Annotated in this window: 25 protein-coding genes and 1 rRNA gene; 8 read left to right on the top strand and 18 right to left on the bottom strand. The window is 70.3% G+C overall.

From position 1 onward, the window contains the following. Nucleotides 1-82: ribosomal RNA gene (rrf, locus tag ACFZDE_RS20620) — 5S ribosomal RNA — on the top strand; the annotation flags it as partial. Nucleotides 83-151: 69 nt separating this feature from the next. On the opposite strand, the gene ACFZDE_RS20625 is transcribed toward rrf, so the two are convergent. Both ACFZDE_RS20625 and ACFZDE_RS20630 read right to left on the bottom strand, forming a co-directional pair. Next, nucleotides 152-823 carry a response regulator gene (locus ACFZDE_RS20625; RefSeq protein WP_391000237.1) on the bottom strand — a complete coding sequence of 224 codons (672 nt, stop codon included), beginning with the start codon at nt 821-823 and terminating at the stop codon, nt 152-154. Next, nucleotides 820-2064 carry a histidine kinase gene (locus tag ACFZDE_RS20630; protein ID WP_391201439.1) on the bottom strand — a complete coding sequence of 415 codons (1245 nt, stop codon included), beginning with the start codon at nt 2062-2064 and terminating at the stop codon, nt 820-822. The genes ACFZDE_RS20625 and ACFZDE_RS20630 overlap by 4 nt, the downstream gene beginning before the upstream one ends. A gap of 118 nt (nt 2065-2182) precedes the next feature. Between ACFZDE_RS20630 and ACFZDE_RS20635 the strand changes: the two genes are divergently transcribed. Then, the gene (locus ACFZDE_RS20635; RefSeq protein ID WP_391000243.1) at nt 2183-2725 is read left to right on the top strand and encodes a GNAT family N-acetyltransferase; all 543 of its coding nucleotides are present in this window, start codon (nt 2183-2185) and stop codon (nt 2723-2725) included. A 59-nt stretch (nt 2726-2784) separates the two neighbouring features. On the opposite strand, the gene ACFZDE_RS20640 is transcribed toward ACFZDE_RS20635, so the two are convergent. The 6 genes from ACFZDE_RS20640 to ACFZDE_RS20665 form a co-directional block, all read right to left on the bottom strand. Then, on the bottom strand, nt 2785-4332 hold the full coding sequence (locus tag ACFZDE_RS20640; RefSeq protein WP_391201442.1) for a TraM recognition domain-containing protein: 1548 nt from the start codon (nt 4330-4332) through the stop codon (nt 2785-2787). 16 nt (nt 4333-4348) lie between these two features. Next, a complete protein-coding gene (locus ACFZDE_RS20645; protein ID WP_391000249.1) occupies nt 4349-5758 on the bottom strand; it encodes an ATP-binding protein in 1410 nt (469 codons plus the stop codon). A gap of 6 nt (nt 5759-5764) precedes the next feature. Further along, nucleotides 5765-7321, bottom strand: a complete 1557-nt coding sequence (locus tag ACFZDE_RS20650) for an SCO6880 family protein (protein WP_391201445.1) — start codon at nt 7319-7321, stop codon at nt 5765-5767. After that, on the bottom strand, nt 7318-8661 hold the full coding sequence (locus tag ACFZDE_RS20655) for a hypothetical protein (RefSeq protein WP_391201447.1): 1344 nt from the start codon (nt 8659-8661) through the stop codon (nt 7318-7320). The genes ACFZDE_RS20650 and ACFZDE_RS20655 overlap by 4 nt, the downstream gene beginning before the upstream one ends. Then, entirely contained in the window at nt 8651-9478 is an 828-nt protein-coding gene (locus ACFZDE_RS20660; RefSeq protein ID WP_391201450.1) for a hypothetical protein, read from the bottom strand. The genes ACFZDE_RS20655 and ACFZDE_RS20660 overlap by 11 nt, the downstream gene beginning before the upstream one ends. A 208-nt stretch (nt 9479-9686) precedes the next feature. Next, complete coding sequence (locus tag ACFZDE_RS20665; RefSeq protein ID WP_003991275.1) at nt 9687-9995, bottom strand: hypothetical protein; 309 nt, start codon at nt 9993-9995, stop codon at nt 9687-9689. Between the two features lie 770 nt (nt 9996-10765). On the opposite strand from ACFZDE_RS20665, the gene ACFZDE_RS20670 reads away from it, so the two are divergent. Both ACFZDE_RS20670 and ACFZDE_RS20675 read left to right on the top strand, forming a co-directional pair. Then, on the top strand, nt 10766-11773 hold the full coding sequence (locus tag ACFZDE_RS20670) for an NlpC/P60 family protein (protein ID WP_391001217.1): 1008 nt from the start codon (nt 10766-10768) through the stop codon (nt 11771-11773). A 245-nt stretch (nt 11774-12018) separates the two neighbouring features. Further along, nucleotides 12019-12723 (top strand): phosphatase PAP2 family protein, encoded by a 705-nt coding sequence (locus ACFZDE_RS20675; RefSeq protein ID WP_391201453.1) that lies wholly within the window; start codon nt 12019-12021, stop codon nt 12721-12723. A 170-nt stretch (nt 12724-12893) separates the two neighbouring features. Here the strand turns inward: ACFZDE_RS20675 and ACFZDE_RS20680 are convergent, their stop codons facing one another. Both ACFZDE_RS20680 and ACFZDE_RS20685 read right to left on the bottom strand, forming a co-directional pair. Further along, entirely contained in the window at nt 12894-14447 is a 1554-nt protein-coding gene (locus ACFZDE_RS20680; protein ID WP_391201456.1) for an FAD-binding protein, read from the bottom strand. 95 nt (nt 14448-14542) lie between these two features. Continuing rightward, nucleotides 14543-14713, bottom strand: coding sequence for a hypothetical protein (locus ACFZDE_RS20685; RefSeq protein WP_391000261.1), 171 nt, complete (start codon nt 14711-14713; stop codon nt 14543-14545). A gap of 165 nt (nt 14714-14878) precedes the next feature. Between ACFZDE_RS20685 and ACFZDE_RS20690 the strand changes: the two genes are divergently transcribed. Together ACFZDE_RS20690 and ACFZDE_RS20695 are read left to right on the top strand one after the other, a co-directional pair. After that, entirely contained in the window at nt 14879-15730 is an 852-nt protein-coding gene (locus tag ACFZDE_RS20690) for a hypothetical protein (protein ID WP_391201459.1), read from the top strand. A gap of 91 nt (nt 15731-15821) precedes the next feature. Next, nucleotides 15822-15989: a hypothetical protein gene (locus ACFZDE_RS20695; protein ID WP_391202616.1), complete on the top strand. Its 168-nt coding sequence runs from the start codon at nt 15822-15824 to the stop codon at nt 15987-15989. Nucleotides 15990-16010: 21 nt separating this feature from the next. Here ACFZDE_RS20695 and ACFZDE_RS20700 read toward each other — a convergent pair whose 3' ends face one another. Further along, nucleotides 16011-16379: a metal-sensing transcriptional repressor gene (locus ACFZDE_RS20700; protein ID WP_391000266.1), complete on the bottom strand. Its 369-nt coding sequence runs from the start codon at nt 16377-16379 to the stop codon at nt 16011-16013. A 204-nt stretch (nt 16380-16583) separates the two neighbouring features. Here ACFZDE_RS20700 and ACFZDE_RS20705 point away from each other — a divergent pair, with 204 nt between their 5' ends. Then, complete coding sequence (locus ACFZDE_RS20705; protein WP_031105674.1) at nt 16584-17204, top strand: DUF47 domain-containing protein; 621 nt, start codon at nt 16584-16586, stop codon at nt 17202-17204. Nucleotides 17205-17211: 7 nt separating this feature from the next. After that, nucleotides 17212-18210, top strand: a complete 999-nt coding sequence (locus tag ACFZDE_RS20710) for an inorganic phosphate transporter (protein WP_391000268.1) — start codon at nt 17212-17214, stop codon at nt 18208-18210. A 138-nt stretch (nt 18211-18348) separates the two neighbouring features. Here ACFZDE_RS20710 and pstB read toward each other — a convergent pair whose 3' ends face one another. The 7 genes from pstB to ACFZDE_RS20745 form a co-directional block, all read right to left on the bottom strand. After that, nucleotides 18349-19125, bottom strand: coding sequence for a phosphate ABC transporter ATP-binding protein PstB (pstB, locus tag ACFZDE_RS20715; protein WP_391000270.1), 777 nt, complete (start codon nt 19123-19125; stop codon nt 18349-18351). Nucleotides 19126-19167: 42 nt separating this feature from the next. After that, a complete protein-coding gene (gene pstA, locus ACFZDE_RS20720; RefSeq protein WP_391000273.1) occupies nt 19168-20229 on the bottom strand; it encodes a phosphate ABC transporter permease PstA in 1062 nt (353 codons plus the stop codon). Continuing rightward, nucleotides 20226-21227: a phosphate ABC transporter permease subunit PstC gene (gene pstC, locus ACFZDE_RS20725; RefSeq protein ID WP_391201462.1), complete on the bottom strand. Its 1002-nt coding sequence runs from the start codon at nt 21225-21227 to the stop codon at nt 20226-20228. The genes pstA and pstC overlap by 4 nt, the downstream gene beginning before the upstream one ends. Before the next feature lie 103 nt (nt 21228-21330). Next, nucleotides 21331-22458, bottom strand: a complete 1128-nt coding sequence (gene pstS / locus ACFZDE_RS20730; protein ID WP_391201465.1) for a phosphate ABC transporter substrate-binding protein PstS — start codon at nt 22456-22458, stop codon at nt 21331-21333. A 403-nt stretch (nt 22459-22861) separates the two neighbouring features. Beyond that, nucleotides 22862-23284: an NUDIX domain-containing protein gene (locus tag ACFZDE_RS20735; RefSeq protein ID WP_391201468.1), complete on the bottom strand. Its 423-nt coding sequence runs from the start codon at nt 23282-23284 to the stop codon at nt 22862-22864. Continuing rightward, the gene (locus ACFZDE_RS20740; protein WP_391201471.1) at nt 23281-24216 is read right to left on the bottom strand and encodes a CHAD domain-containing protein; all 936 of its coding nucleotides are present in this window, start codon (nt 24214-24216) and stop codon (nt 23281-23283) included. The genes ACFZDE_RS20735 and ACFZDE_RS20740 overlap by 4 nt, the downstream gene beginning before the upstream one ends. Next, nucleotides 24197-26563, bottom strand: coding sequence for an RNA degradosome polyphosphate kinase (locus ACFZDE_RS20745; protein WP_391201474.1), 2367 nt, complete (start codon nt 26561-26563; stop codon nt 24197-24199). Before ACFZDE_RS20745 ends, ACFZDE_RS20740 begins: the two co-directional genes overlap by 20 nt. Nucleotides 26564-26671 lie beyond the last annotated feature (108 nt).

The raw sequence follows: 26671 nt of genomic DNA on the forward strand, positions 1-26671 counted from the left end.
CATTCCGAACCCGGAAGCTAAGCCTTACAGCGCCGATGGTACTGCAGGGGGGACCCTGTGGGAGAGTAGGACGCCGCCGAACAATTCTTGGGAAAACCCCCGCATCTTCGGATGCGGGGGTTTTCTGCGTTTGGGCCCCCTTTCAGGGGTCTTACGACGGCTGAACCAGCTTGGTGTCGTACGCCAGAATGACCGCCTGAATGCGGTCCCGGGAACCGGTCTTCGCCAGGATGCGGCCCACGTGGGTTTTCACCGTCGACTCGGCCAGGTGGAAGCGGGCGGCGATCTCCGTGTTCGTCCAGCCCTGGCCGATGACCGTGAGGATCTCGCGTTCCCTGTCGGTCAGAGAGGCGAGGCGGGCGTCATTCGTCGGTCCGGCCTCGGCGGTGGGGTCGGCCGGGAGGTGGTGGACGTAGGCGTCCAGGAGGCGGCGGGTCAGGCTGGGGGCGACGACCGCGTCTCCCGTGGCGACCGCGCGGATGCCGGCCAGGAGTTCCTCGGGCTGGGCGTCCTTGACCAGGAAGCCCGAGGCGCCCGCGCGGAGGCCGGCGTAGGCGTACTCGTCCAGGTCGAAGGTGGTGACGATCAGGATGCGGGTGCGGTCGCCGGAGGCGGTGATGCGGCGGGTCGCCTCGATGCCGTCGAGGCCGGGCATGCGGATGTCCATGAGGACGACATCGGGGTGGAGTTCGGCGGCCATGCGGACCGCTTCACTGCCGTTCGCCGCCTCGCCGACGACCGTCATGTCGTCCTGGCTCTCCAGCAGCATGCGGGAGCCGAAGCGCTGGAGGGGCTGGTCGTCGGCTATGAGGACCGTGGTCACTGCGGGGATTCCTCCGGGAGACGTAGGCGGACGCGCCAGCCCTGCTCCGGGTGGGGGCGAGGGCCGGCCTCAAGTGTGCCGCCGTACAGGGCGGTTCGCTCGCGCATTCCGGGTAGCCCGCGCCCGTTCCGGGCGGTCCCGTCGATGGCGCGGCCGTGGCCGGTGTCGGTGATCGTGACGGTGACCGCGGCCTTCTCCTCGTAGGAGAGGTCTATGTGGGCGGTGGCGTCCGGGCCGGCGTGCTTGAGGGTGTTGGTGAGGGCTTCCTGGATGACGCGGTAGACGGTGAGTTGGCGGCCAGGGGGGAGGCTCGGGCTGCCCTGGGTGGTGGTGTTGACGGTCAGGCCCGCGGAGCGTACGCCGTCGAGGAGCGGGGCGAGGTCGGTGAGGCCGGGCTGGGGGGTGAGGTCGGCCTGGTGCTTCTCCTCCTCGCGCAGGACGTCGAGAAGGCGGCGGAGTTCGGTGAGGGCCTGGCGGCTGGTGGTGGCGATGGCGTCGAGGGCCTGGGCCGCGCGCTCGGGGGACTTGGCGGCGGCGTAGCGGCCGCCGTCGGCGAGACCGGTGATGACGGAGAGGTTGTGGCCGATGATGTCGTGCATCTCGCGGGCGATGCGGCCGCGTTCGGCAGCCGTGGCGAGCTGGGCCTGCTGGTCGCGTTCGGTCTCCAGGCGGCGGGCGCGGTCCTCCAGGGCTTCCGTGTAGGTGCGGCGGGTGCGGACCGTGACGCCGATGAGGGCGGCCACGGTGATGGACATCAGATGTGAACCGATCTGCTGGTCCCAGGTGCCCTCCCCGTGGCGGAAGGCCGACAGCAGGACCGGTCCGATCACCAGGGCCGTCGCCCACCACAGGTCGCGCAGGGGGCGGTGCAGGGCGAGGTGGTAGACGAGGACCAGCTGGAGCAGGGCTGCCTGGAGGGCGGCGCCGGTCCAGGAGTTGACGAGGGCGAAGGGCAGCATGGCGGCCAGGGCCGCTCCGGGGTGGGTGCGGCGCCACAGGAGCGGGACGGAGAGGCCGAGGCTCAGTGTGAGGAGCAGCCAGCCGGGGACGTCGAGCTGGTGGGCGTTGTGGCGCCAGCCGCCGCCGGTGTAGTCGATCAGGGCGGCCGTCACCCAGAACCCGGTGAAGGGCAGGTCCCACAGGAGGGGGCGGCGCCGGTCGAAGGCGCGCACCCGGTGGGTGAGGCGCTGGGCGTATTCGGTGAGGGGCTCCGGCGCCCGGTTGTCCGTCACGGGGTCCATCGTGCGGGATCGTGTGCCGTCGGCATGCTCACATGGTCGCGCGTGCGGGAGCCGCGGGCGTCGGACCGGCGGGGTAATCGAGGTGAGGGGTGTCGTACCCGGGTACTACGGTGGCGGCATGAGCTATGTGATCCGGTCCGTCCGTGCTGATGAGTGGGTCGCGGTGAAGGAGCTGCGGCTCGCGGCGCTGCGGGATCCGGTGGCGCACCTGGCGTTCCTGGAGACGTACGAGACGGCTGCCGCCCGGCCGGACGCCTACTGGCAGGAGCGGACCGCGGGGGCCGCCGAAGGGGTGGACAAGGCGCAGCAGATCATCGCCGAGGGGCCGGACGGGCAGTGGGTGGCGACGCTGACCGTGCTCGTGGAGGAACCCGGGACGACCGACTGGGCCGGGTTTCCGGTGGAGCGGAAGCAGGGGCATGTGGTCGGGGTGTTCGTGCGGCCCGAGGAGCGGGGGAGCGGGCTGACCGAGGTGCTGTTCGACGCGGCCCTGGAGTGGTCGTGGGCGCAGGGGCTGGAGCGGGTGCGGCTCATCGTGCACGAGGAGAACGGGCGGGCGCAGCGGTTCTACCGGCGGGTGGGGTTCCTGCCGACTGGCGTGGTCGTGCCGCTGGGGGATGCGGGGGAGCGGGAGTTGGAGTTCGTCCTTGAGCGGGAGTGAGGGCGTCCGCATCGACGCGTCTGACCCGTGCGTCTGACCCATGCGTCTGACCCATGCGTCTAGACGGGCAGTTCGTCGTGGGGCCAGCGGGCGCGGCCCTGTTCGCGGGACCGGAGCAGGGCCAGGGTCGGCATGCCCCGGTCCGCTCCGGTGGCCAGCAGCTCCGGGAGGTGGGGAAGCGGGGCCACGGCCGCGACGTCGTCGAGGACGAGCGTCATTGGTGGGTCGAGGCGACCGGCCGATGACCGTTCGGCCATGTGCCGGCCGCGCTCGACCACGCTCGAGACGAGGGCCGTCAGGAGGGGCATGGCGCCCGGGTTCGTCCTGGGGTCCTCGATGGATTCCCCCACCACATAAAGCGTGCCCGTTTCGTGGATGAAGGAATCCAAGGCGAGGGCATCAGTTCGGTTGGGAGTGCAGGCCTCACGGATGTTGACCGTGGAGAGGGCCGCGAGGGCGCGGGTGGTCAACTGCTGGGCCATGTCGCGGCGTTCGGGGTGGGCCGTGAGGGCGCCCTCTAGTTCGCCCGCGGAGCCGGGGGCGGCCTTGGGGTTGGTGCGGAGGATGCGGACGGCGTCCTGGATCTGGGTGCCCTGGGACCAGCGGTGGACGTGGCGGACGGTGCGGCCGTCGATCGCCGCGGCGTGCAGGTAGCTCCGCAGGAGTGTGGTGGCCGTGTCGGTGAGCGCCTGGTCGAGTTTGGCGGTGGGGCGTACGGGGGTGAGGAGGGCGGTGGCCCGCCGGGATGCCGTGTCCTTGTCCTCGCAGCCGGTGGTGGGGGACCAGTGGAGGCGGGACGGGGTGTCGCAGAGGTGGGTGGGGTCGTAGAGGTGGGTGGGGCCCAGTTTGGCTCTGGCGTCTTTCGTCTCCTGCCAGAGGGCGGGGTTCGATGTGACGACCAGGGTGGGGCCTTCCGCGTCGCGTACGGCCTGGGTGGCGGTGGATTGGCGGGTTTCCCTCGGGGCTACGAGGATCTTCTCCCACCCGGCCGCCTGTTCCTGGGCGAACAGAGATGCCGGGATCGTGGGCTCGGGAGCCGCGCGGCGGGGGGTGGGGACGTCGTGCTGCGGTGTGGCGGGCACCTCTTGGTGCTGGAGTGTCGCAGACGTGTCGTGCTGTACCGGTGCCTCGTGCTGTACCGCCGTCTCGTGCTGGACCGGTGCCTGTGTCCACCGCTCTGCCGGTGCCGGGCGTTCGTGGATCGGCGATCCTCCCGCCGGTGGCGCCTTCTCCTCGCGGCGTCTGGCCCGCACCGCCCGCCACCTCGCCAGCGTGCCCATGATGAACACGGTCAGGACGACCAGGATCATGAGCTGGCCGATGAACAGGCCCCAGAACAGGCCGTAGCCGGAGAGTTCGCCGGGGGGTGTGTCGGGCCAGGCGCCGGGGATGTCGTGGGGCTCGGCGATGAGGCCGCGCATGGCGAGCGGTGTGCGGGCGAAGGTGACGCCGGAGGGCCAGGAGCCGTGGGCGAACAGGGCGGCAAGGCCGGTGGCCGTCCACGCCAGCACGGTCATGCCGAGGAGGAACGCCAGTACGCCGATCAGCAGGCCGTCGGGGATGCCTCCCTGGCCGGCTCGGCGGTCGTGACGGTCGTCCGGTCTCACGCGTCCTCCCCTGTGCCTACGCCACCGTCGATTCGGAGTCGCCCAGGTGGTGTTCCACGAAGGCCGCGGCGCGTTCCTCCGCCTCCAGTTCGGCGGCGTGCAGGGCGTCGTCCGGGAGGTCGTTGGAGGACTCGGTCATCGCGCGGTCGGTGAAGACCAGGGGGCGTTCGGTCTCCGTGACCAGGTGTTTGACGACCTGGACGTTGCCGTTGACGTCCCAGACGGCGATGCCGGGGGTGAGGGTCGGGATGATCTCCACCGCCCACCTGGGCAACCCCAGGACGCGGCCCGTCGCCCTCGCCTCGTCGGCCTTCTGGGCGTAGATCGTCCTGGTCGACGCCATCTTGAGGATCGCCGCCGCTTCCTTGGCGGCTGCTCCGTCCACGACGTCCGACAGGTGGTGGACGACCGCCACGAAGGACAGGCCCAGGCGCCGGCCGAACTTCAGCAGGCGCTGGAAGAGCTGGGCGACGAAGGGGCTGTTGATGATGTGCCAGGCCTCCTCGACCAGGAAGATGCGCTTCTTCCGGTCGGGGCGGATCCAGGTGTGCTCCAGCCACACGCCGACGATCGCCATGAGGATGGGCATGGCGATGGAGTTGCGGTCGATGTGGGACAGGTCGAAGACGATGAGGGGCGCGTCCAGGTCGATGCCGACCGTCGTGGGGCCGTCGAACATGCCCCTGAGGTCACCGTCGACCAGACGGTCCAGGACCAGCGCCACGTCCAGGCCCCAGGCCCGTACGTCGTCTATGGCGACGTTCATCGCCTCGGCGGACTCGGGTTCGGGGTGGCGGAGCTGCTCGACGATGTCGGTCAGGACGGGCTGGCGGTCGACGATGGTCTCGTTGACGTAGGCGTGGGCGACCTTGAGGGCGAAGCCGGAGCGTTCGTCCAGGCCGTGGCCCATGGCGACCTCGATGATCGTGCGGAGCAGCGCGAGCTGGCCCGTGGTGGTGATCGCGGGATCGAGCGGGTTGAGGCGGATTCCCATGTCCAGGGCCGCTGTCGGGTCCAGGCGGATGGGAGTTATGCCCAGCTCCTGCGCGATGAGGTTCCACTCGCCGACGCCGTCCTCGCCCTGGGCGTCCAGGACGACGACCTGGCGGTCGCGGAAGCGGAGCTGGCGCAGGACGTACGTCTTCTCCAGCGCCGACTTGCCGTTGCCGGACTCGCCGAGGACCAGCCAGTGGGGGGCGGGGAGTTGCTGGCCGTAGAGCTGGAAGGGGTCGTAGATGTAGCCCTTTCCGGAGTACACCTCGCGGCCGATGATGACGCCGGAGTCGCCGAGGCCGGGGGCGGCGGTCGGGAGGTAGACCGCCTGGGCCTGGCCCGTGGACGTGCGCACCGGGAGCCGGGTCGTCTCGACCTTTCCGAAGAGGAAGGAGGTGAAGGCGTCGGTGAGGACGGACAGCGGGTCCCGCATCAGGTCCTACCTCCGAATGCCGGTGGCGAAGGGAAGGGTGTTCACGAAGGCGCGGTGGTGCTCGCGGTCGCACCATTCCAGCTTGAGGTACGACTTTCCGGCCGAGGCCCTTATCGTCCGCTTGTCGCGGGCGAGGGCGTCGGGGTTGCGGGAGGAGACGGTGATGTAGCCGACGAGGTTGACGCCGGCGGCGCCGCTGGCGAGGTCCTCGCCGCGCTGGTCGAGGCGGGAGTGCGCGGCGATGTCGCGGGGGTCGACGGTGCGGTTCATCTTGGCGGCGCGGGAGGCTTCGGCCTCGTCGTTTGTCTTCTCGGTGAGCATGCGCTCGATGGCGACCTCGGTGGGTTCGAGGTCCATGGTGACGGCGACGGTGCGGATGACGTCCGGGGTGTGGACGAGGAGCGGGGCGAGGAAGTTGACGCCGACGGGGGTCATCGGCCACTCCTTCACCCAGGCCGTGGCGTGGCACCAGGGGGCGCGGGTGGAGGACTCGCGGGTCTTGGCCTGGAGGTAGGTGGGCTCCATGGCGTCCAGTTCGGCCGGCCAGGCGTTGCGCTTGGTCATCGCCTGGATGTGGTCGATGGGGTGGTCCGGGTCGTACATGGAGTGGATCAGTGAGGCGAGCCGTCCCTGACCGAGCGGCTGGCGGACGCGGATGTCGGCTTCCTGGAGGCGCGAGCAGATGTCGGTGAGCTCGCGGGCCATGACGACGGCGAGTCCGGCGTCCCGGTCGACCTTGCCGCCGTGGGCGCGGGCGGCGCGGGCCATGGCGTTGGCCTCGGCGGCGAGTTCGCGCGTGTAGTGCATGCAGGCGACGAGGTAGGCGCGGTGCTGCTCGCTGCTGGTGGAGACCATCGACTGGAGCTGGTCGTAGGACTCCTGGAGCCAGGGCAGGGCCTTTTCGTCGCCGCGGACGGCGACGTCCTTGGCGTGGGCGTCCGGGTCGGCCGGGAGGGTGCGGGCGAGCATCTGGATGCGGGTGACGAAGCCGTCGCCGTTGGCGACGTGCTTGAGCAGGGTGCCGAAGCGGTCGACGAGGGCTTCCTGGTCCTCGCTGTCGCGCAGGCCGACGCCGGGGCCCTCGATCTCGATGGCGGCGGTGACGGTCTTGCGGTCGGCGTGCAGGAGCACGGCGATCTCGTCGGGGCCGAAGGGGGCGGCCAGCCAGGTGATGCGGCCGATGCCGGGGGGCGGGCCGACCTCGATCTCCTTGCCGTCCAGCCGGGTGCCCGCCTCGATGACGGCGGAGCGGTAGGCGGTGCCCTGTTTGAGGGTCCGCTTGTAGCTGCGGTTGATCTCGAACCACTTGTAGAACGTGCGGTGCTTGTACGGCACGTAGACCGCGGACAGCGCGAGCATCGGGAACCCGGCGAGCAGCACGATGCGCAGGCTCAGCACCGGGACGAGGAGCCCGCACATCATGCCGAGGAACGCGCCCATGACGATCAGGGCGATCTCGCCGGTCTCGCGGTTGCGGCCGATGATCGCGTTCGGCCGGGCGCGGCCGATCAGATATGTCCGGCGGGGCGTGACCGGATGGGACACGTGGGACTCGGTCGTCAACGCCCTTCACCTCCCGTGCGATTGGTACTGCTGTTGCGGGTGTTGCTGGCGTGGGGAGTGTTGACGGGGCTGCTCGAACGGGGGGCGGGTGCGGCGGAGGGGACAGATCCGCCGCCGCCGTTCGAGGTGCGCGCGCTGTGCGCGGCGACGCCGCCGGAGGCGGGGTTGCTGGGGCGGGGGGCGGCGGACTGGCTGCCTCCGCCGTTGTTGTCGGCGCGGGTGCTGTGGGTCTTGATGCCCTGTGCGACGAGGGAGGCGGGGGAGCTGATGACGGCGGCGGCCTTGCTTTCGGCGCCCTGCATGAGGCGGTTGTTGCGGGAGCCGGCGATCTCGTCGCCGAAGCCGGGGACGAAGCGGTAGATCATCGCGCTGGCGAAGATGGCGAGCAGGATGATGGCGAGTCCGGAGACGACGGCGGAGAAGGCGTTCGGGCCGTCGTCGGCGGAGAGTGCGCCGGCGAGGCCGAGGACGATGACGATCACCGGTTTGATGAGGATGACCGCGATCATGATGCCGGCCCAGCGGCGGACGTGGCCCCACAGGTTCTTGTCGACGAGGCCGGCGTAGACGACGGTGCCGAGGAGGGCGCCGACGTAGAGGAGCGCGGCCCTGATGACGAGCTCCAGCCAGAGGACGCCGGCGGCGAGGATGCTGACCAGGGAGACGACGATCAGCATGATCGGGCCGCCGCCGATGTCCTCGCCCTTCTTGAGGGCCTCGGAGAAGGTGCCGAAGAACGCGTCGGTCTGGTCGCCGGTGGCTTTGGCGAGGACCTCGGTGACGCCGTCGGTGGCGGAGACGACGGTGTAGAGGATGAGGGGGGTGAAGGCGGAGGCCAGGACCGTGAGCCAGAGGAAGCCGATGGCTTCGGACAGGGCGGTGGTCAGGGGGACGCCGCGGACGGCTCGCTTGGCGACGGCCAGGAGCCAGAGCAGGAGCGTGAGGATCGTCGAGGCGGCGAAGACGACGGCGTACTGCTGGAGGAACTTGGGGTTGGTGAAGTCGACGTTGGCGGTCTCCTTCACGGCCTCGCTGAGCTTGTCGACGGTCCAGGAGGCGGCGTCGGCGCAGCCCTTGGCGAGGGAGGAGAGGGGGTCGAGGGTGGAGGTGGGGTCGAGCCGAGAGGTACCGCCCCCGCCGCCGGCACTTCCGGTGTCGCCTTCGCAGATCTCCAGGGCCCTGCCGGAGAGCAGGGAGCAGTTGTCCTTGCTGGGACTGGGGCTGGGGCTGGGCGACGGTGTGGGCGCGGCTGCGGCCCGGGCGGCGAACAGGACCAGGGCGGTCTGTACGGCGGTGAGGGTTGCGGCGACCTTGACTGCGCGGTGCGGGCTACCGGGCATACGTGAACCCTCCGAACTCCTCGACGGCCTTGGAGATGTCTTCCGAGGTCGACACCCTGTTGTCACCGTTGACCGGCGCGGGGCCCTCCTTCTGGGAGAAGCTGTCGACCTTCCAGTCGCCGTCGGTCCAGCGCAGCTGGAGGGTCATCGTGAACCAGTCGTTGCTGACCGGGTTCTGCGAGCTCTCCCCCGTCATGCCGAACACGCCGGTGCACCAGACCTCGACGGTGGTGGTGCTGCCGGAGAAGTCGGTGACCTTGGTGCCGACGGGCATCGTGCGGGAGACGTAGGTGCTGCCCTTGGGCGCTTCGCCGTTCTCGTCGAGGCCGAGCTTCTCCAGGAAGGACTTGCCGTAGGCCTGGTCGAGGTTTCTTTCCAGTTCGGAGACCCGTCCGGCATCGAACACCTGCCGGATGATCTCGGGTCGGCGTGCGGGCTTGAGGATGTCGGCGGAGACGAGGACGACGGCGTAGTTCGCCGCCGCGCTCTCCGCGCCCTCCTGGTTCTGGGCGAAGCCCGACGGGATGCCGGCGGCGGACTTGGACTTGACGGGGCGTTGGCCGGAGGGGGCCGTCGCCGCCGCGTCGGGCTTGCCTGAGGAGCCGTCCGCCGAGGAGGAACCGTCGCCGCCCCCCCGGTTGGCGAATGCGATGGCTGCGATCAGTAGGACCACTACGCCGACCACCGTGACCAGGCTGCGGGACGAGGTGCGGCGGCGGGGGTCGGTGAAGGCGTCGCCGGGGTCGGGCAGGCGGGTGCGGGTCTGGCCCGTGCCGGCGTAGCCGCCGGAGGATTCGTGGTCGTCACCGAGACTCATGCCGCGTACGCCCCCTCGACGTCGTGCGGAAACACTTCGTACCGGTCGTACTTCTCATACTCCTCGTACGACGGTAGCCGTGCTGGTTCCCGCGCGGGCGCGGTGTGGTGACTCGACATCAGGGAAACGCAACCTCAGCCGGTGGGCACGACGGGCGGGTGGGATGGAGGGGGAGCCGGGCGTGCCCGGCGGGGCGGATGGTGCCCGGCTACACGGCCATGCCGTACACGATGGTGAAGAGCGTGCCGAGCGAGCCGATGATGAAGACTCCCGTCAGGCCCGCGATGATGAGGCCCTTGCCCTGCTCCGCGCTGAAGGTGTCGCGCAGTGCGGTGGCTCCGATGCGCTGCTTGGCGGCACCCCAGATGGCGATGCCGAGGCAGAGCAGGATGGCCACCGCCATCACGACCTCGATCATCACCTTCGCCTCGTTGCCCAGGCTGCCGAAGGGGCCCCAGTCCGGAGCGATCCCACCGATGATGGTGTTGATGTCTCCCTTGTCGGCCGCAAAGAGCATGTAAGTCACCGCCCCTGTTGGGTAGTTCCGCGCCCTCTGCGGTCGTGCAGAGGTCAGCCTCATTCTCGCCGACAATGATGCTGTCGTATGTCGACTTGGCGTCATTGATTGGCGGGTTTCGTACGAATACCTTGCCACCGTTCCGCTCCGGCCCCTAGGGGTGTCGGCAGGCGGCGTGCGAAGGATCGTATGGTCACTCTGTGTATCACGGCAGGTAACGCCGGGCAATGAGGCCTGAGCGGAACCTGGGGTGCGGTTCCGTCGTTGTGCTCTCTTGCGGCCTTTCTCACCTTTGGGGGCTGTTTCTGACGGCTGGTCGGGTGAGGGGTCGCGCCGGTGTTCCCCGGGTGAAGGCTACCGGGCACGGCGAAGGGGCCGGGGCTGGGTTGCCGCGGCCCCCTGTGTTCCCCGGCCGTCTCCGGGCCCCCCACAGCCCCGGACGGCGTTCCCCGGTGACGCTCTGTCACCGGGTGGGGGACGTCGCGGGTGGCCCAGCCCTGTGCGTCGGAGCCGTAGGTGTCGTACACGGAGACGGCCTGGGCGAGATGCGCGGCAACCCGACCTCGGGGCCCGGTGGTCGTGCCGGCGAGTGGCGGGCGCCCGTGACCCCGGCGTGATCCCGTGCGCCGGGTGGGGTCTTCGTGCTCTCGCCGTGCCGTCCGTGCCGTGGCGCGGTCCTCCGTCCGCCCCGACTCTCCTTCCTTTGATCGTTCCCGGGCGTGCCGGGCGCCTCTACACTGGCCGACGGACTCCTGGGCGGTGAGGGGCGGTTGACGGTGCGTAAGGCGTGGATCGTGGCGGGTGTCGCCATCAGCTCCGCCCTGGCCTTCGTGATGCTGCTGGTGGTCGGGGTCTACCTCGTCGCGGGAAACCTGGTCAACGGCGTGGGTGGTGGGGCGAGATCGCTGGCCAAGGGGTCGGTGCCCACCGCGTACGCGGCCCTCGTGGAGAAGTGGGGCAACCTCTGCCCCGCCATCAGTCCCGCCCTGCTCGCCGCCCAGCTCTACCAGGAGAGCGGCTTCAACCCCAGGGCGCAGAGCCACGCCGCCGCGCAAGGAATAGCGCAGTTCATCCCCGGCACCTGGGCCAGTCACGGCATCGACGGCGACGGCGACGGCGACCGGGACGTATGGGACCCGAAGGACGCGATTCCCTCGGCCGCCTCCTACGACTGCGAACTCGCGTCGTACGTGAAGAAGGTTGGCGGGAATCCGACCGAAAACATGCTGGCCGCCTACAACGCGGGGGCGTACGCGGTGATCAAGTACGGGGGCGTGCCGCCGTACAACGAGACCCGGAACTATGTGAAGCGGATCACCACGCTCTCGGAGAGCTTCGCGGCGCCGGTCGGGCGGGTCGATCCCTCCGAGCAGGCCGCCGCGGCGATCGAGTACGCGCAGAAGAAGCTCGGCACGCCCTACCTCTGGGGCGGTACCGGCACCGCTGAGCAGGGCGGACGCTTCGACTGCTCGGGTCTGACCCAGGCCGCCTACGAGACCGTGGGCATCAAGCTCCCGCGGGTCGCCAACGACCAGTACAACGCCGGTCCGCACCCCTCGCGGGACGAACTGCTCCCCGGTGACCTGGTGTTCTTCTCGGACGACCTCACCAATTCCCGAGCCATCCGGCATGTGGGTATTTATGTCGGAGGCGGGTACATGATCGACGCGCCCCGGACCGGTGCCGTCATCCGATTCGACCCGATCGACACCCCCGACTACTTCGGAGCCACCCGTGTCACCGAAGATGGCGCGAAAGCACTGCCCACGACGGTGTGAACCGTCCGTGAACCCACCCCCTGAGCTGCGAAGACGTGTCTCTCTTCGATAACGTCTGCGTGATCATTCGGTGGAGTGTGGAACGTATTCACGGGGACCATGCGTTCCTGTTGACGTAGCCGAGCGGACGTTCATACGGCACGTGTCACGCACGCGTGCGGCGGAAGCGGATCTACAACCACGGGGGTGGCAGTAGCGGCGCACGCACGGTTGCGCCGGAGAGACGACGAAGGGGCCGCAGCACCATGGCTGGACTCGCCGATTCCGGGTCGAACCCCGACGTCGACCTGCTGTACGACATCAATGGCCTGGCCAAGGACGCGCCGACCTGGTTCGACCGCGTCATGGAGTACGTCGGTGAGTACGGGCTGCTGCTCGCCATCGTCGCGCTCGTGGTGTGGTGCTGGTGGTCGGTGCGGCGCCGGGGCGACGAGGACGCGGCGCCCACCGTCGCGGCGTTGGCCTGGGCGCCGCTGGCCGCCGGGATCGCCGTGCTGGTGAACGTGCCGATACGGGGCTTCGTGGAGCGGCCCCGGCCCTTCCTGGACCACCAGGGGCTGGAGGTGCTCGTCCAGGGCAAGACCGACTACTCGTTCGTCAGCGACCACGCGACGATCGTCATGGCGATGGCGGTGGGCCTGTTCGTCGCCAACCGCCGGTTCGGGCTCGTCGCGCTCGTGCTGGCGCTCTTCGGCGGGTTCATCCGCGTCTACATGGGCGTGCACTACCCGACCGACGTCGTGGGCGGATTCGCGCTGGGCACGGCCGTGGCGCTGCTGCTGTCGCCGCTCGCCATGGCCCTGCTGACGCCCTTGGCGAAGGCCGTCGAGCGCTCGCCCCGGCTGGGGTGGCTCGTGCGCGCCGGAGGGCGGGCGGAGCGGGACGGCGACGGCGCGGTGATCCCCGAGGCCCGCAGTGAGCGGACCTCGGAGCGCGACCTCGCCGCGTAAGGGCCTTAGGGGTCCTTTCACTATGCCCGTCCGGGTCGCGCGGCCTGGCACCGCACCTCGCCGCGTTGCCGAAAGGCCCTAGTAGCTCCGCTACGAGGACCTTCCGGCGCCTTGCGATGCACGGCACCAGACCACGCGACCTGATCGGACGCTCATAGTGAAAGGACCCCTTACAGCGCCTGGGGGCAGGTGAAGAAGCGGTTGGGGTCGTACTGCTTCTTCAGCTTGGCCAGCCGGGTCGCCGCGTCTCCGTAGTACGCCTTGCGCCAGTCGGTCAGCGTCGGGTCCGTGTAGTTCTGGTAGGCCGCCCCCGAGGCGTACGGGCGCATGGCCTTGTGCGCCGACGCCAGCCAGGCGCGGGACGTCGCACCGCTCGTGCCCGCCCGCCACGCCCCGATGTACTGGGCCAGCATCCGCGAGCGGCGGTGGACGAACGCCGTGGCCGTGGGGGATACGCGGTTGACCGCTCCGCCCAGCGCGGTCAGCGCGATGCTGCCCGAGCCGCCGCGCACCGAGCCGATCTGGGCCAGCAGCGCGCGAATGCCGGCCGCGGACAGGGAGCGGTCGAAGAAGTCCGACGCCGCCGCGTATGTCTCACGGCCCAGCGCGCCCTTCGGTGAGCGGCCCGGAGTCGAGCCCGGCAGATGGCACTGCGCGTCCGTCGGGAACGACGAGCAGCCCGCGTACACCTCCATCGACTCCTCGTAGGAGCGGCGCTTAAGAGAGACGCTGCGGGCCGGGGCGCCGACGCGGTCGGCCAGCCGGTCGACGGCGTTCTTCAGCTCGCCGTACGTGCCGAGGGAGAACGCCGCGACCGAGACGGTCGGAGTGCCGCCCGCCGCGCTCGCCAGGTGCAGGGACGACCAGATCTCGTCGGGCTGTGACGGACCCCATTCCTGCCAGGCCTTCACCACCGCGGCCGCCTTCGACCAGGGCCAGGACAGATACGCCGAGACGCCCTGCGGGGCCGGGTGGGTCTTGAAGTGCAGCTCCGTGACCACGCCGAAGTTGCCGTTGCCGGCGCCGCGCAGGGCCCAGAAGAGGTCCTTGTTCTCCCGGGCGTCGGCGGTGAGCTGCTTGCCGTCGGCGGTGATCAGGGTGGCCCGGGTGAGGCTGTCGCAGGTCAGGCCGTAGGCGCGGGAGACCACGCCGTGGCCGCCGCCGAGGGTGAGGCCCGAGACGCCGACGGTCGGGCAGGAACCCGCGGGGATCGTGACGCCCTTCGCGGCGAGGGCGCGGTAGACGTCGATGAGTTTGGCGCCGGCGCCGACCACCGCGGTGGTGCCGGAGGCCCGGACGCGGTTGAGCTTCGAGACGTCGACGATCAGCCGCCCGTCGCCGGAGGACCAGCCGGCGTAGGAGTGGCCGCCGTTGCGGATCGCCACTCGCAGGGCGTGGGCGCGGGCGTAGGCCAGGGTGGTGCGGATGTCGTCCGGGTGGGAGACGTACGCGACCGCGGCGGGCTTCAGGTGGTCGAAGCGGGTGTTGTAGAGCTGCCGGGCCGCGGCCCAGTCGGCGTCGCCGGGGCGTATCAGGGGGCCGTCGAGGTCGCGGGCCAGGGCGGACCAGTTGGCGGCGGAGGCTCTCGACGTGGTGGTGGTGCGGGCGGCGTTCTCGGCCGTGCCCCCGGAGCGGGTGCCCGACGGGGTGCAGGCGGTGGTGAAGGGGGTCGCGGCCGCGGCGATGGCCGCCGTGCCGGCTGTGAGGATCGTGCGCCGTTCCATGGGGCCTCCCGGTGGTTCCGCCCTGGGAGACGGGGGGACAGGGGGTAGGGGTTCCACCGGTGCCGCGGTCAGCACACGCGGGTGCGCCACGGGCCTCAGCCCGTCGCGTGCCGCTCGGCGTCCGTGCGCGCCTGGCTTCTCGCCCTGCGCGCCGGGCCGCGCCAGCCGCAGACGCAGCGGGCCATGCAGAACGGTCCCTTCTCCAGGGTCGTCGTGCGGTGTTCCGGGAGGTTGGGGGGAGCGTCCGGCCCGTCCTGCTGCGCCACACCGGACACGTTACCCAGCGCGGGTGGAGCGTTCGTATCCCGGTGGGCGTATCCCGGTGGGTGTATCGCGGTCGGCGCGGGTTCGCGTGACGGGGGAACAAACCCGTCGTTAACCGGAGCAACGAGGGGCCCGTGACGGACGTACCGGCTGGGGGTAGACAGGCGATGACTGGGCGGCAGCGGGAACGGCGGCACAGGCGGGTCGGCGCGGCGGTCGCCGCGGCCGGGTTCCTGGCGGGGGCGGGGCTGGGGCTCACCGGGTGCGCCGGGGGTGACGCGGTCGCCGGGGACTCCCGCGGCGGGGGCGCGGTCCTCACCTTGCGCGAGGCGGCGGACCGGCTGGTCGGCGCGGGCAGTTCGCGGGCCCGCACGTCGATGGAGATGGCCGCCGGCGGGACCCGGGTGACCATCCGGGGCGCCGGGGTGTACGACTACCGCAAGCGACTGGGGCGGCTGAAGGTGCTGCTGCCGCAGGACCCGGCGGGGGTCGCCGAACGCCGGCCGATCACCGAACTGCTGGCGCCGGGCGCGCTGTTCATGAAGAACCGGGGCGCCGGAGTGCCGGCCGACAAATGGGTGCGGGTGGACACCCGGACCCTGTCCGACGGGAACCTCGTCACCGGCGGCGCCACCGATCCCTTCACGGCGGCCGAGGTACTGCTCGGGACGCGGACGGCGACGTATCTGGGCCGGACGCAGGTCGCGGGTTCCGGGGTGCGGCACTACCGCGGGACGGCGCACCTGGGGGACGCGGCCCGGCGGGCCACCGAGGGCAACAAGGGTCCCCTGAAGGCGGCGGCCGGGGGGTTCGCCACCGCCACGGTGCCGTTCGACGCCTACCTCGACGACGAGGGCCGCATCCGCAAGGTCAGGCACCGCTTCAGCTTCCTGAACGGGCGGCAGAAGAGCCCGGTCGCCGTCGCCTCGACCACGCTGCTCTACGACTTCGGGGCCTCGGTGCGCGTACGGTTGCCCCGGTCCGAGGACATCTACGCGGGCAAGATCGCCGAGGAGTGACCGGCGTGAACTAGCCCGTCCGTGCCATGCGCGGTGTGTAGGCCGCTCCCTACTCTAGGAAGTCGGTGACGGCAGAGACGAGGTGATGCACGTGGCTCCGGTCGGCGGTACGGCAGTTCAGGACCACGTGGCCCTCGCCGAGATCGAGCTGTGCGGGGAGCTGATCATCGCCGCTTCGGCCGCCCAGGACCGGCTCAGCCTGGAGAGCATCGACGAGGTGCTGAAGGTGGCCGAGGAGCGGGACTCCACCGGGCGCTGACCAGGGGGCGCGGGGCCGGGCTCACGTCCGCAGCATGCGGGCGATCGCCTGGGTCGCCTCCTTCACCTTCGCGTCGATCTCGTCGCCGCCCTTGAGGGCCGCGTCGGCGACGCAGTGCCGCAGGTGCTCCTCCAGCAGTTGCAGGGCGAAGGACTGCAGGGCCTTGGTGGAGGCGGAGACCTGCGTGAGTATGTCGATGCAGTAGACGTCCTCGTCGACCATGCGCTGCAGGCCGCGGATCTGGCCCTCGATACGGCGCAGCCGCTTGAGGTGTTCGTCCTTCTGCTTGTGGTACCCGTGCACGCCGTGGTCGTGATCGGTGGCCCCGTCCGCACCGGCGGTGCCGGTGGTGACATGGGCGACATCTGTTGCGTCGGTCACGTCCGTCATCGCTTCCTCCTGGTGGGCAGTGGCCCGACATATACCCCTGGTGGGTATATGGTACCGAACTTTGACGGGTATGCGGCCCTGGAAACCGCCCCCGTGCTCATCCCCGTGCCCGATGGGCGACACTGGTGGGCGGCCCGATAGCCGTGGCCGGATGTTGCGCCTAGCATCAGCCTGACCGAAACCGAAGCACCCCGAGGACCCCACGTGCGCTTTCGTCTGACCCCCAGGGAGACGAGCTTCTACGACATGTTCGCCGCCTCCGCGGACAACATCGTCACGGGCTCGAAGCTCCTGATGGAACTGCTCGGGGCGGACTCACCCGCCCGGGCCGAGATCGCAGAGCGTATGCGGGCAGCGGAACACGCAGGTGACGACGCCACGCACGCGATCTTCCACCAGCTGAACTCCTCCTTCATCACGCCGTTCGACCGCGAGGACATCTACTCCCTCGCGTCGTCCCTCGACGACATCATGGACTTCATGGAGGAGGCCGTCGACCTGGTCGTCCTCTACAACGTCGAGGAACTGCCCAAGGGCGTCGAGCAGCAGATCGAGGTCCTGGCGCGGGCCGCCGAGCTGACGGCGGAGGCCATGCCGCACCTGCGGACGATGGAGAACCTCACGGAGTACTGGATCGAGGTCAACCGGCTGGAGAACCAGGCCGACCAGATCCACCGCAAGCTGCTGGCGCACCTGTTCAACGGCAAGTACGACGCCATGGACGTGCTGAAGCTCAAGCAGATCGTGGATGTGCTGGAGGAAGCGGCGGACGCCTTCGAGCACGTGGCGAACACGGTGGAGACCATCGCCGTCAAGGAGTCCTGAGCCCTTCATGGACACCCTTGCTCTGGTCGTGACCATCGGGGTCGCGCTCTTCTTCACGTACACCAACGGCTTCCACGACTCGGCGAACGCGATCGCCACGTCCGTCTCGACGCGGGCGCTGACGCCGAGGGCCGCGCTGGCCATGGCCGCGGTGATGAACCTCGCCGGTGCGTTCATGGGCTCCGGGGTCGCCAAGACCGTCAGTGAGGGCCTGATCCAGACGCCGACCGGGTCGAAGGGGATGGGGATCCTCTTCGCCGCGCTGGTGGGCGCGATCGTCTGGAACCTCATCACCTGGTACTTCGGGCTGCCGTCCTCCTCCTCGCACGCGCTGTTCGGCGGGATGGTCGGTGCGGCTCTGGCGGGCGGGACGACCGTCTACTGGAGCGGGGTGCTGGAGAAGGTCGTCATCCCCATGTTCGTCTCCCCGGTGATCGGTCTGCTGGCCGGTTATCTGGTGATGACCGCGATCATGTGGATCTTCCGGAAGGCCAACCCGCACAAGGCGAAGCGGGGCTTTCGCATAGCGCAGACCGTCTCGGCGGCCGGTATGGCGCTGGGGCACGGTCTGCAGGACGCGCAGAAGACCATGGGCATCGTGGTGATGGCGCTGGTCATCGCCGATGTCGAGGACTACGGCGATCCGATCCCGGTGTGGGTCAAGATCGCCTGCGCGGTGATGCTGTCGCTGGGGACGTACGCCGGTGGGTGGCGGATCATGCGGACGCTGGGGCGGAAGATCATCGAGTTGGATCCGCCGCAGGGGTTCGCGGCGGAGGCGACGGGGGCGTCGATCATGTTCACCTCGGCGTTCCTGTTCAAGGCGCCGATCTCCACCACGCATGTCATCACCTCCGCGATCATGGGTGTGGGGGCGACCAAGCGGGTGAACGCCGTGCGGTGGGGTGTTGCCAAGAACATCATCCTGGGGTGGTTCATCACGATGCCGGCCGCGGCGGTTGTGGCTGCGGCGTCGTTCGGGATCGTGAAGCTGGCGTTTCTGTAGGTCGTGAACCCGGCGTTTCGTAGCTCAGCAGCATGCCCGCAGCTGGGCGTGGAAAGGCCCGCCCCTCTGGGGGCGGGCCTTTCGGCCTCGCGGTGGCACCGCCATGCAGCACCGCGAGGGGACTCGGCGGGGGGGGCGTCAGCCGAAGCGGCCGGAGATGTAGTCCTCCGTGGCCTGGACCGACGGGTTGGAGAAGATCCGCTCGGTGTCGTCGATCTCGATGAGCTTGCCGGGCTGGCCCACCGCCGCCAGGTTGAAGAACGCCGTGCGGTCGGAGACTCGGGCCGCCTGCTGCATGTTGTGCGTCACGATGACGATCGTGAAGCGCTCCTTGAGCTCACCGATCAGGTCCTCGATCGCGAGCGTGGAGATCGGGTCGAGCGCCGAGCAGGGCTCGTCCATGAGCAGGACGTTCGGCTCGACGGCGATCGCCCGCGCGATGCACAGACGCTGCTGCTGGCCGCCGGACAGGCCCGAGCCGGGCTTGTTCAGGCGGTCCTTGACCTCGTTCCAGAGGTTCGCGCCCTTGAGTGAACGCTCGACGATGTCGGAGAGCTCGCTCTTCTTGTGGGTGCCGTTCAGTCGCAGCCCCGCCGCCACGTTGTCGAAGATCGACATCGTGGGGAACGGGTTCGGCCGCTGGAACACCATGCCGACCTCACGGCGGACCGACACGGGGTCGATGTCCGTGCCGTAGAGGTCCTCGTGGTCGAGGAGCACCTTGCCCTCGACCCGGCCGCCGGACGTCACCTCGTGCATCCGGTTCAGCGTGCGCAGGAACGTGGACTTGCCGCAGCCGGACGGGCCGATGAACGCCGTCACCGACCGGGGCTCGACGGTCATCGAGATGTCCTCGATCGCCTTGTGGGAGCCGTAGTAGGCGGTCAGACCGCTCACGTCGATTCGCTTGGCCATCACTACTTCACTTCCAGATTCGGTCGGTCGCTGATGGCCGCCTCAGCGACCGGTCTTCGGGGCCTTCCAGCGGGCGATCCCGCGGGCCACCAGGTTCAGGAGCATCACGAAGGCGATCAGGGTGAGCGAGGCCGCCCAGGCGCGGTCGTACGCCGCACCGGAGCCCGCGCTGTTCGCGTACTGCTGGTAGATGTACAGCGGCAGCGAGGCCTGCGCCCCCTCGAAGGGGTTGGCGTTGATGAACGCGTTGCCCCACACCAGCAGCAGGACCGGGGCGGTCTCGCCGGTGATACGGGCGATCGCGAGCATGATGCCCGTGGTGATGCCGCCGATGGAGGTCGGCAGGACCACCTTCAGGATGGTGCGCCACTTGGGGACGCCGAGCGCCAGGGAGGCCTCGCGCAGCTCGTTCGGGACGAGCTTGAGCATCTCCTCCGTGGAGCGGACGACCACCGGCATCATCAGGATGGCCAGGGCCAGCGAGCCGGCGAAGCCGAAGGGCTGCATGTCGAACATCAGCATGAGGCTGAGGATGAACAGGCCCGCGACGATCGACGGGATGCCGGTCATGACGTCGACGAAGAACGTGATCGCCCTGGAGAGGCCGCCGCGGCCGTACTCGACGAGGTAGATGGCGGTGAGGACGCCGATCGGCGCGGCGATCACCGTGGCGAGTCCGACCTGCTCCAGGGTGCCGAGGATGGCGTGGTAGATGCCGCCGCCGGGCTCGGTGTCGGCGACGACGCCCATGGAGTGCGTCAGGAAGTAGACGTCGAGGACCTTCACGCCGCGTACGACGGTCGACCAGATCAGCGAGGCGAGCGGGACGACGGCGAGCAGGAAGGCGACCCAGACGAAGGAGGTCGCGATGCGGTCCTTCGCCTGCCGCTTGCCCTCGACGGCCGCGGCGATGGCGTACGTGCCGACGACGTAGAGGATCGCGGCGATCAGGCCCCACTGGACGCGGCTGTGCAGGCCGCCCGCCAGGCCGATGCCGATCGCGAGGGCGATCGAGCCGGCCGCGATGGCGTACGGGGACCACTTGGGCAGGCGGGCGCCGCGCAGGGTGCTGGGGCCCTTCGGGGTCAGGGTCGCGGTGCTCATGCGTTGGCCCCCGAGTACTCCTTGCGGCGGGCGATGATCGCGCGGGCCGCGCCGTTGACCAGCAGGGTGATGACGAACAGGACCAGGCCGGAGGCGATCAGCGCGTCGCGGCCGAACTCGGTGGCCTCACCGAACTTGCCGGCGATGTTCTGCGCGAAGGTGCCGCCGCCCGGGTCGAGCAGGCTGGCCTGGATGTCGAAGGTCGGGGAGAGCACGGTCGCCACGGCCATGGTCTCGCCGAGGGCGCGGCCGAGGCCGAGCATCGACGCGGAGATGACGCCGGAGCGGCCGAAGGGGATGACCGCCATGCGGATCACCTCCCAGCGGGTGGCGCCGAGCGCCAGGGCCGCCTCCTCGTGCATCTGCGGGACCTGGCGGAAGACCTCGCGGCTCACGTTGGTGATGATCGGCAGGATCATGATCGCGAGCAGGATCCCGACGGTCAGCATCGAGCGGGGGGCGCCGCCCTCCCAGGAGAAGACGCCGGTCCAGCCGAGGTAGTCGTTCAGCCAGCCGAAGAGGCCGTTCATGTGTGGCACCAGGACCAGGGCGCCCCAGAGGCCGTAGACGATGGACGGCACGGCGGCGAGCAGGTCGATCACGTACGCGATGGGGCCGCGCAGCCGGCGCGGGGCGTAGTGCGTGAGGAACAGCGCGATGGCGACGGCGACCGGGACCGCGATGACCATGGCGACGATCGAGGAGACGACCGTGCCGAAGGCCAGGACGGCGATGCCGAACTTCGGCGGGACGAGGCCGGTGTCCCACTGGAAGGTCGTGAGGAAGTTGCCCTCGTCCTTGCTGATCGCGAGGGAGGCGCGGTAGGTGAGGAAGACCGCGATCGCGGCCATGATCACCAGCAGCAGGATGCCCGAGCCGCGGGAGAGGCCGAGGAAGACGCGGTCTCCGGGCCTTGTGGCCCCGCGCGCGGCGCGCTTCTCGATGGTCCGCTGCTGAGCGGGGGGTGGTGTGTCGGCTATCTGTGTGGGTGTGCCCATCGGGTTCTCCGGTCTGCGGAGCCGTACGCGGGGTACGGCCACTGGCGGCGGTGCACCGGACGGTGCGGCCCGGTTCCGGGGAGGGAACCGGGCCGCACGTGGGTCAGCTCAGGCCCTCGATGGTGGTGCGGACCTTGGAGATGATCTCGGCGGGGATCGGCGCGTAGTCGTTCTCGGCGAGGATCTTCTGGCCGTCCTCGGAGGCGATGTAGCGCAGGAACGCCTTGGTGCCGGGCAGGGTGTCGGACTTGTTGCCCTTGTCGCAGACGACCTCGTAGGTGACGAGGACCATCGGGTAGGCGCCGTCGGCCTTGGTGCCGTAGTTCAGCTCCAGGGAGAGGTCCTTGCCCGTGCCGACGACCTTGGCCTCGGAGATCGCCTTGGTGGCGTTGTCCACGGTGGCCTCGACGGGCTGGGCGGCGCCCGTGTCGAGGGCGACCGTCTTCAGGCCGTCCTTGGCGTACGACAGCTCGAAGTAGCCGATGGCGCCGTTGGTCTGCTTCACCTGCTGGGCGACGCCGGAGGAGCCGGAGGCGGACTGGCCGCCCTTGGCCTGCCAGGTCTTGCCGCCGTCGTAGGGCCAGTCACCCTTGGCGGTGGCGATCAGGTACTTGGTGAAATTGTCCGTGGTGCCGGAGTCGTCCGAGCGGTGGAACGCCTGGATCTTGAGGTCCGGGAGCTTCGCGTCGGGGTTCAGCTTCTGGATCGCCTTGTCGTTCCAGTTGGTGATCTGGTTGTTGAAGATCTTCGCCAGGGTCGGGGCGTCCAGGACCAGGTTGTCCACGCCGTTGACGTTGTAGCCGACGGCGATCGGGCCGCCGACCATCGGCAGGTCGATGCCCTGGCCGCCGGTGCAGACCTTCTTGGAGGCGGCGACCTCGTCGGGCTTCAGCGCGGAGTCGGAACCGGCGAAGGCGACCTGGCCCTGCGTGAACGCGGTGACGCCGGCGCCGGAGCCGCCGCCCTTGTAGTTGATCTGGACGCCCTGGCAGGCTGCGGTGAACTGCTTCACCCAGGCGTCGATCGCGTTCTTCTGCGCGGAGGAGCCGTCGGCGAGCAGCTGGCCCTTGGCGTCGTCGCACTTGACGTCGCTCGGGGCGGCGGCGTTGCTGGAACCGCCGCTGTCGCCGTTGCCGGTGTCGTCGGAGCCGCACGCCGTGAGGGCCAGGGCGCCGGAGACGGCGAGAGCACCGAGAGCGAGGGCCCGCCGGTTCATGCGCTGAAGCTTCACTTGAGTTCCTTCCAGGAGCCGCCGTCCTGATCGGCGGCGTGCGAAGTCTGAGTGTCGGTAAGGCCGAAATTAGGCAGATCAGGTGACGGCGCCGATGGTCGCGCATGAACTGGGGGTGAACCCCTGACTAAGGCGTGGTGAGGTCGCCGGGTGCGGGTGCCGCGTTCGGGTTTGAGGGGGCGCGTGTCCTTCGCGTGATGCCGGGTGGGGGTTCGCGTCCGCGCCATCTCGCCGGGTGGGGGGCGGGGCCGCGCCGGGGGGTGTCCGTCCTCGGAACGGCGCGATGGGGCTTCATACCGACTCACTGTCCGTTGACGCGCCAACCGCTGCGGGCGGACACCCCCCGACACGGCCCCTTACGTGGTCCGGCGGGTGCGGGCCGTACGGGTGCGGGTGCCGTCCGTCAGTGGGGTGGGTGGTGGAGGACGGTGAGCAGTTCGTCCACCAGGGGGCGGTCCTGGGCGTGGGTGAGGTGGGTGCGGGCTGCTGTGGGGGGCAGCCACAGGACCTGGTCGACCTCGTCTGTCGGGGAGAACGCGCAGGACACGGCCTCGGCCGCCCAGTAGCGGACCTGCTTGGGGCGGCCGTTCGCCTCGTAGTGCTGGGTGGACAGTTCGGGGCCCGGCTCGGCCCGGCAGCCCGTTTCCTCCGCCACCTCGCGCAGTGCGCCGTCCAGGGCGGCCTCGCCGCGCTTCAGCTTTCCCTTCGGCCATGACCAGTCGTCGTATTTCGGCCGGTGTACGAGGCAGAGTTCGGGCTCGCCGGGGGTGGGGGCGGGGCGCCACAGGACGCAGCCGGCCGCTTGGACGGTGGTGTCGGGGGTCATCGGGCGGTCACCTTCTGCCAGCACTGCTGGAACGCGTGGCGCGCCGCCTCCACCTCGTGTCGCTGGTCGGCGTGGAGCACGCCCAGGACGTATGCCGTGGCCGGGGCGATGCGGGGGGTGTGGGCTGCCTGGGCCGCTGCTGCCGCCGCTTCCGAGGCGTCCCGGTGGCGGTCGAGGGCCCGGCTCGCGGCCAGCAGGGGCAGGTCGACCACGGCGTTGCCCTTCGGGCCGCTGATGGCCTCGCGTGCGTAGCGGTGCAGGCGCAGGAGGAGGCGGACCTGGTGCCACGGGGCGTCCTGGGGGTGGGGGGCGGTGTCCGGGGCGGGCAGGGGGAGGGTGGCCACCGCGTCGCAGAGGCGGTCCTGGGCGGCCGTGGCCAGGGGGCGCAGGTCGGTGTCGGCGGCGGTCTTGGTGAGGGGGACCTCGCTGGCCAGGACGGCGACCTTGTCGGCGAGGGCGTGGAAGCGGCTGCTGCCCAGGGCCTGGAGGGCGGTGGAGTGGGCTCTGGCGCGGGCCAGGGTGAGCCGGCGGTCCAGTAGGGCGCCTGCTTTCGCGGTGCCCAGTGTCAGGTTGGCGCCTGGGGTGGCCGGGTCCGTTGCCGACAAGCGTTGCAGGGCGGTCAGCAGGCGGTCCAGGCGGGCGGTGCAGGACTGTTCCATGGCCAGGGTTCCTGAGAGCCAGGCCAGTTCGGGGCGCAGGGACTCGGACCAGGCCGGGTCCAGGAGGGGCTGGAAGGTGTGCAGGGCGGCGCTGATGCGGCGGGCCGAGCGGCGCAGGGCGTGGGTCGCGTCGGTGGACCCCTCCGAGGCGTTCGCGCTGCGCAGCGCTCGGAGGAACTCCGTGGCCTGGGCCCGCAGATGGCCCGCGAGGGCGTCACCGGTGGGGACGGGCCCGGCCAGGGGGTTCGTGGGGTCAAGGTGTCGCTGTGCCACGCCGGCGCCTCCGGGCGTCTATGAGCATCTCCTGGACGTTGCGCAGGGGCTGTCCGTCCGCGTCGGTCGCATGCCGGGTCCAGTCGCCGTCCGGGCCGAGGTGCCAGGAGGCGGTGGAGTCGGACATGCCGGTCTCCAGCAGCCGGTTCAGGGCTGCCCGGTGGGCCGGGTCGGTGACCCGTACCAGGGCCTCTATCCGGCGGTCGAGGTTGCGGTGCATCATGTCGGCGCTGCCGATCCAGACCTCGGGCTCGCCGCCGTTGCCGAAGCCGAACACCCGGGAGTGCTCCAGGAAGCGGCCGAGGATCGAGCGGACCCGGATGTTCTCCGACAGTCCGGCCACGCCCGGGCGTACCGCGCAGATGCCGCGCACCCAGATGTCCACCGGCACGCCCGCCTGGGAGGCCCGGTAGCAGGCGTCGATGACGGCCTCGTCGACCATCGAGTTGACCTTGATGCGGACGTGCGCGGGGCGCCCCGCGCGGTGGTGCTGGACCTCCTTGGCGATCCGCGAGACCAGGCCGTCGCGCAGCGACTTGGGGGCGACCAGGAGGCGGCGGTAGGTCTCCCGGCGGGAGTAGCCGGAGAGGCGGTTGAAGAGGTCCGAGAGGTCCGCGCCGACCTGTGGGTCCGCGGTGAGCAGGCCGAGGTCCTCGTAGAGGCGGGCCGTCTTCGGGTGGTAGTTGCCGGTGCCCACGTGGCTGTAGCGGCGGAGGGTCTCGCCCTCCTGGCGGACCACGAGCGACAGCTTGCAGTGGGTCTTCAGGCCGACCAGGCCGTAGACGACGTGGCAGCCGGCCTCCTCCAGCTTGCGTGCCCACTTGATGTTGGCGTGCTCGTCGAAGCGGGCCTTGATCTCGACCAGGACCAGGACCTGCTTGCCGGTCTCGGCGGCCTCGATGAGGGCGTCGACTATCGGGGAGTCGCCGGAGGTGCGGTACAGGGTCTGCTTGATGGCGAGGACGTCCGGGTCGCCCGCCGCCTGCTCCAGGAAGGCCTGGACGGAGGTGGAGAAGGAGTCGTACGGGTGGTGCAGCAGCACGTCCCGCTCGCGCAGCGCGGCGAAGATGTCCGGCGCGGACGCCGACTCGACCTCGGCGAGGTCGCGGTGGGTGCCGGCGACGAACTTGCGGTACTTCAGCTCCGGCCGGTCCAGGGAGGCGATCCGGAACAGGCCCGTCAGGTCCAGCGGGCCCGGCAGCGGGTACACCTCGGCCTCGCTGATCTTCAGCTCGCGCACCAGCAGGTCCAGGACCTCGCGGTCGATGGACTCCTCGACCTCCAGGCGCACCGGCGGCCCGAAGCGGCGCCGCATGAGCTCCTTCTCCAGGGCCTGGAGGAGGTTCTCCGCGTCGTCCTCCTCGACCTCCAGGTCCTCGTTGCGGGTGAGGCGGAAGGCGTGGTGCTCCAGGACCTCCATGCCCGGGAACAGCTCCTCCAGGTGGGCGGCGATGACGTCCTCGATGGGGACGTAGCGGCCCGGGGAGCTCTCCAGGAAGCGGGACAGCAGCGGCGGCACCTTCACCCGGGCGAAGTGCTTGTGGCCGGTGACGGGGTTGCGTACGACGACGGCCAGGTTCAGGGACAGGCCGGAGATGTACGGGAAGGGGTGCGCCGGGTCGACCGCCAGCGGGGTCAGCACGGGGAAGATCTGGTGCCGGAACAGGGTGAACAGGCGGGCCTGCTCCTTCTCCTGGAGTTCGTTCCAGCGGACCAGGTGGATGCCCTCCTCCGCGAGTGCGGGGGCGACGTCCTCGTGGTAGCAGGCGGCGTGCCGGGCCATGAGCTCGCGGGAGCGGGCCCAGATCATCTCCAGCACCTCGCGGGGCTGGAGCCCGGAGGCGGAGCGGGTGGCCACGCCGGTGGCGATGCGGCGCTTGAGACCGGCCACCCGGACCATGAAGAACTCGTCCAGGTTGCTGGCGAAGATCGCGAGGAAGTTGGCCCGCTCCAGCAGGGGCGTGTTCGGGTCCTCGGCGAGTTCGAGCACGCGCTCGTTGAACGCGAGCCAGCTGCGCTCCCGGTCGAGGAAACGGCCCTGCGGCAGCTGGGGCCCGTCGTACGGCGACTCCTCGTAGGCGTCGAGGTCGGCGTCGATGTCCGGTTCCAGATCGGAGACGGCCGCCGCCACCGTGTGCGGGCGGTGGGCCGCGATGGAGCCCACGGAGGGCTGCGGGTGCTGGACCTGTGCCTGGGTGTTCGGCTGGCTCATGGACCCATTCTTCCGCGCCGCGAGCATCACGGGCGCGTCGGACAGCGCGGGCGGGAGCGGCGGTGTCACATGAGTGCTCCCGTTTCCCTCGGGACCCTCACGGGGCGGGGAGGGCTCTGGCACGGCGGGATTCATTGGCCGAGCTTCGCAAGCCCGTCTGAATCGGTGGTTACGGGCGGGTGACGTGCGGGACAGCGGGGAGCGGCTCGCGGGCGTCCACGGGCCGGGAGGAGTGGCCGGCGG

Origin of the sequence: Streptomyces sp. NPDC007929 (assembly GCF_042959065.1) — a bacterium.
In the GTDB taxonomy this organism is placed as follows: Bacteria; Actinomycetota; Actinomycetes; order Streptomycetales; family Streptomycetaceae; genus Streptomyces.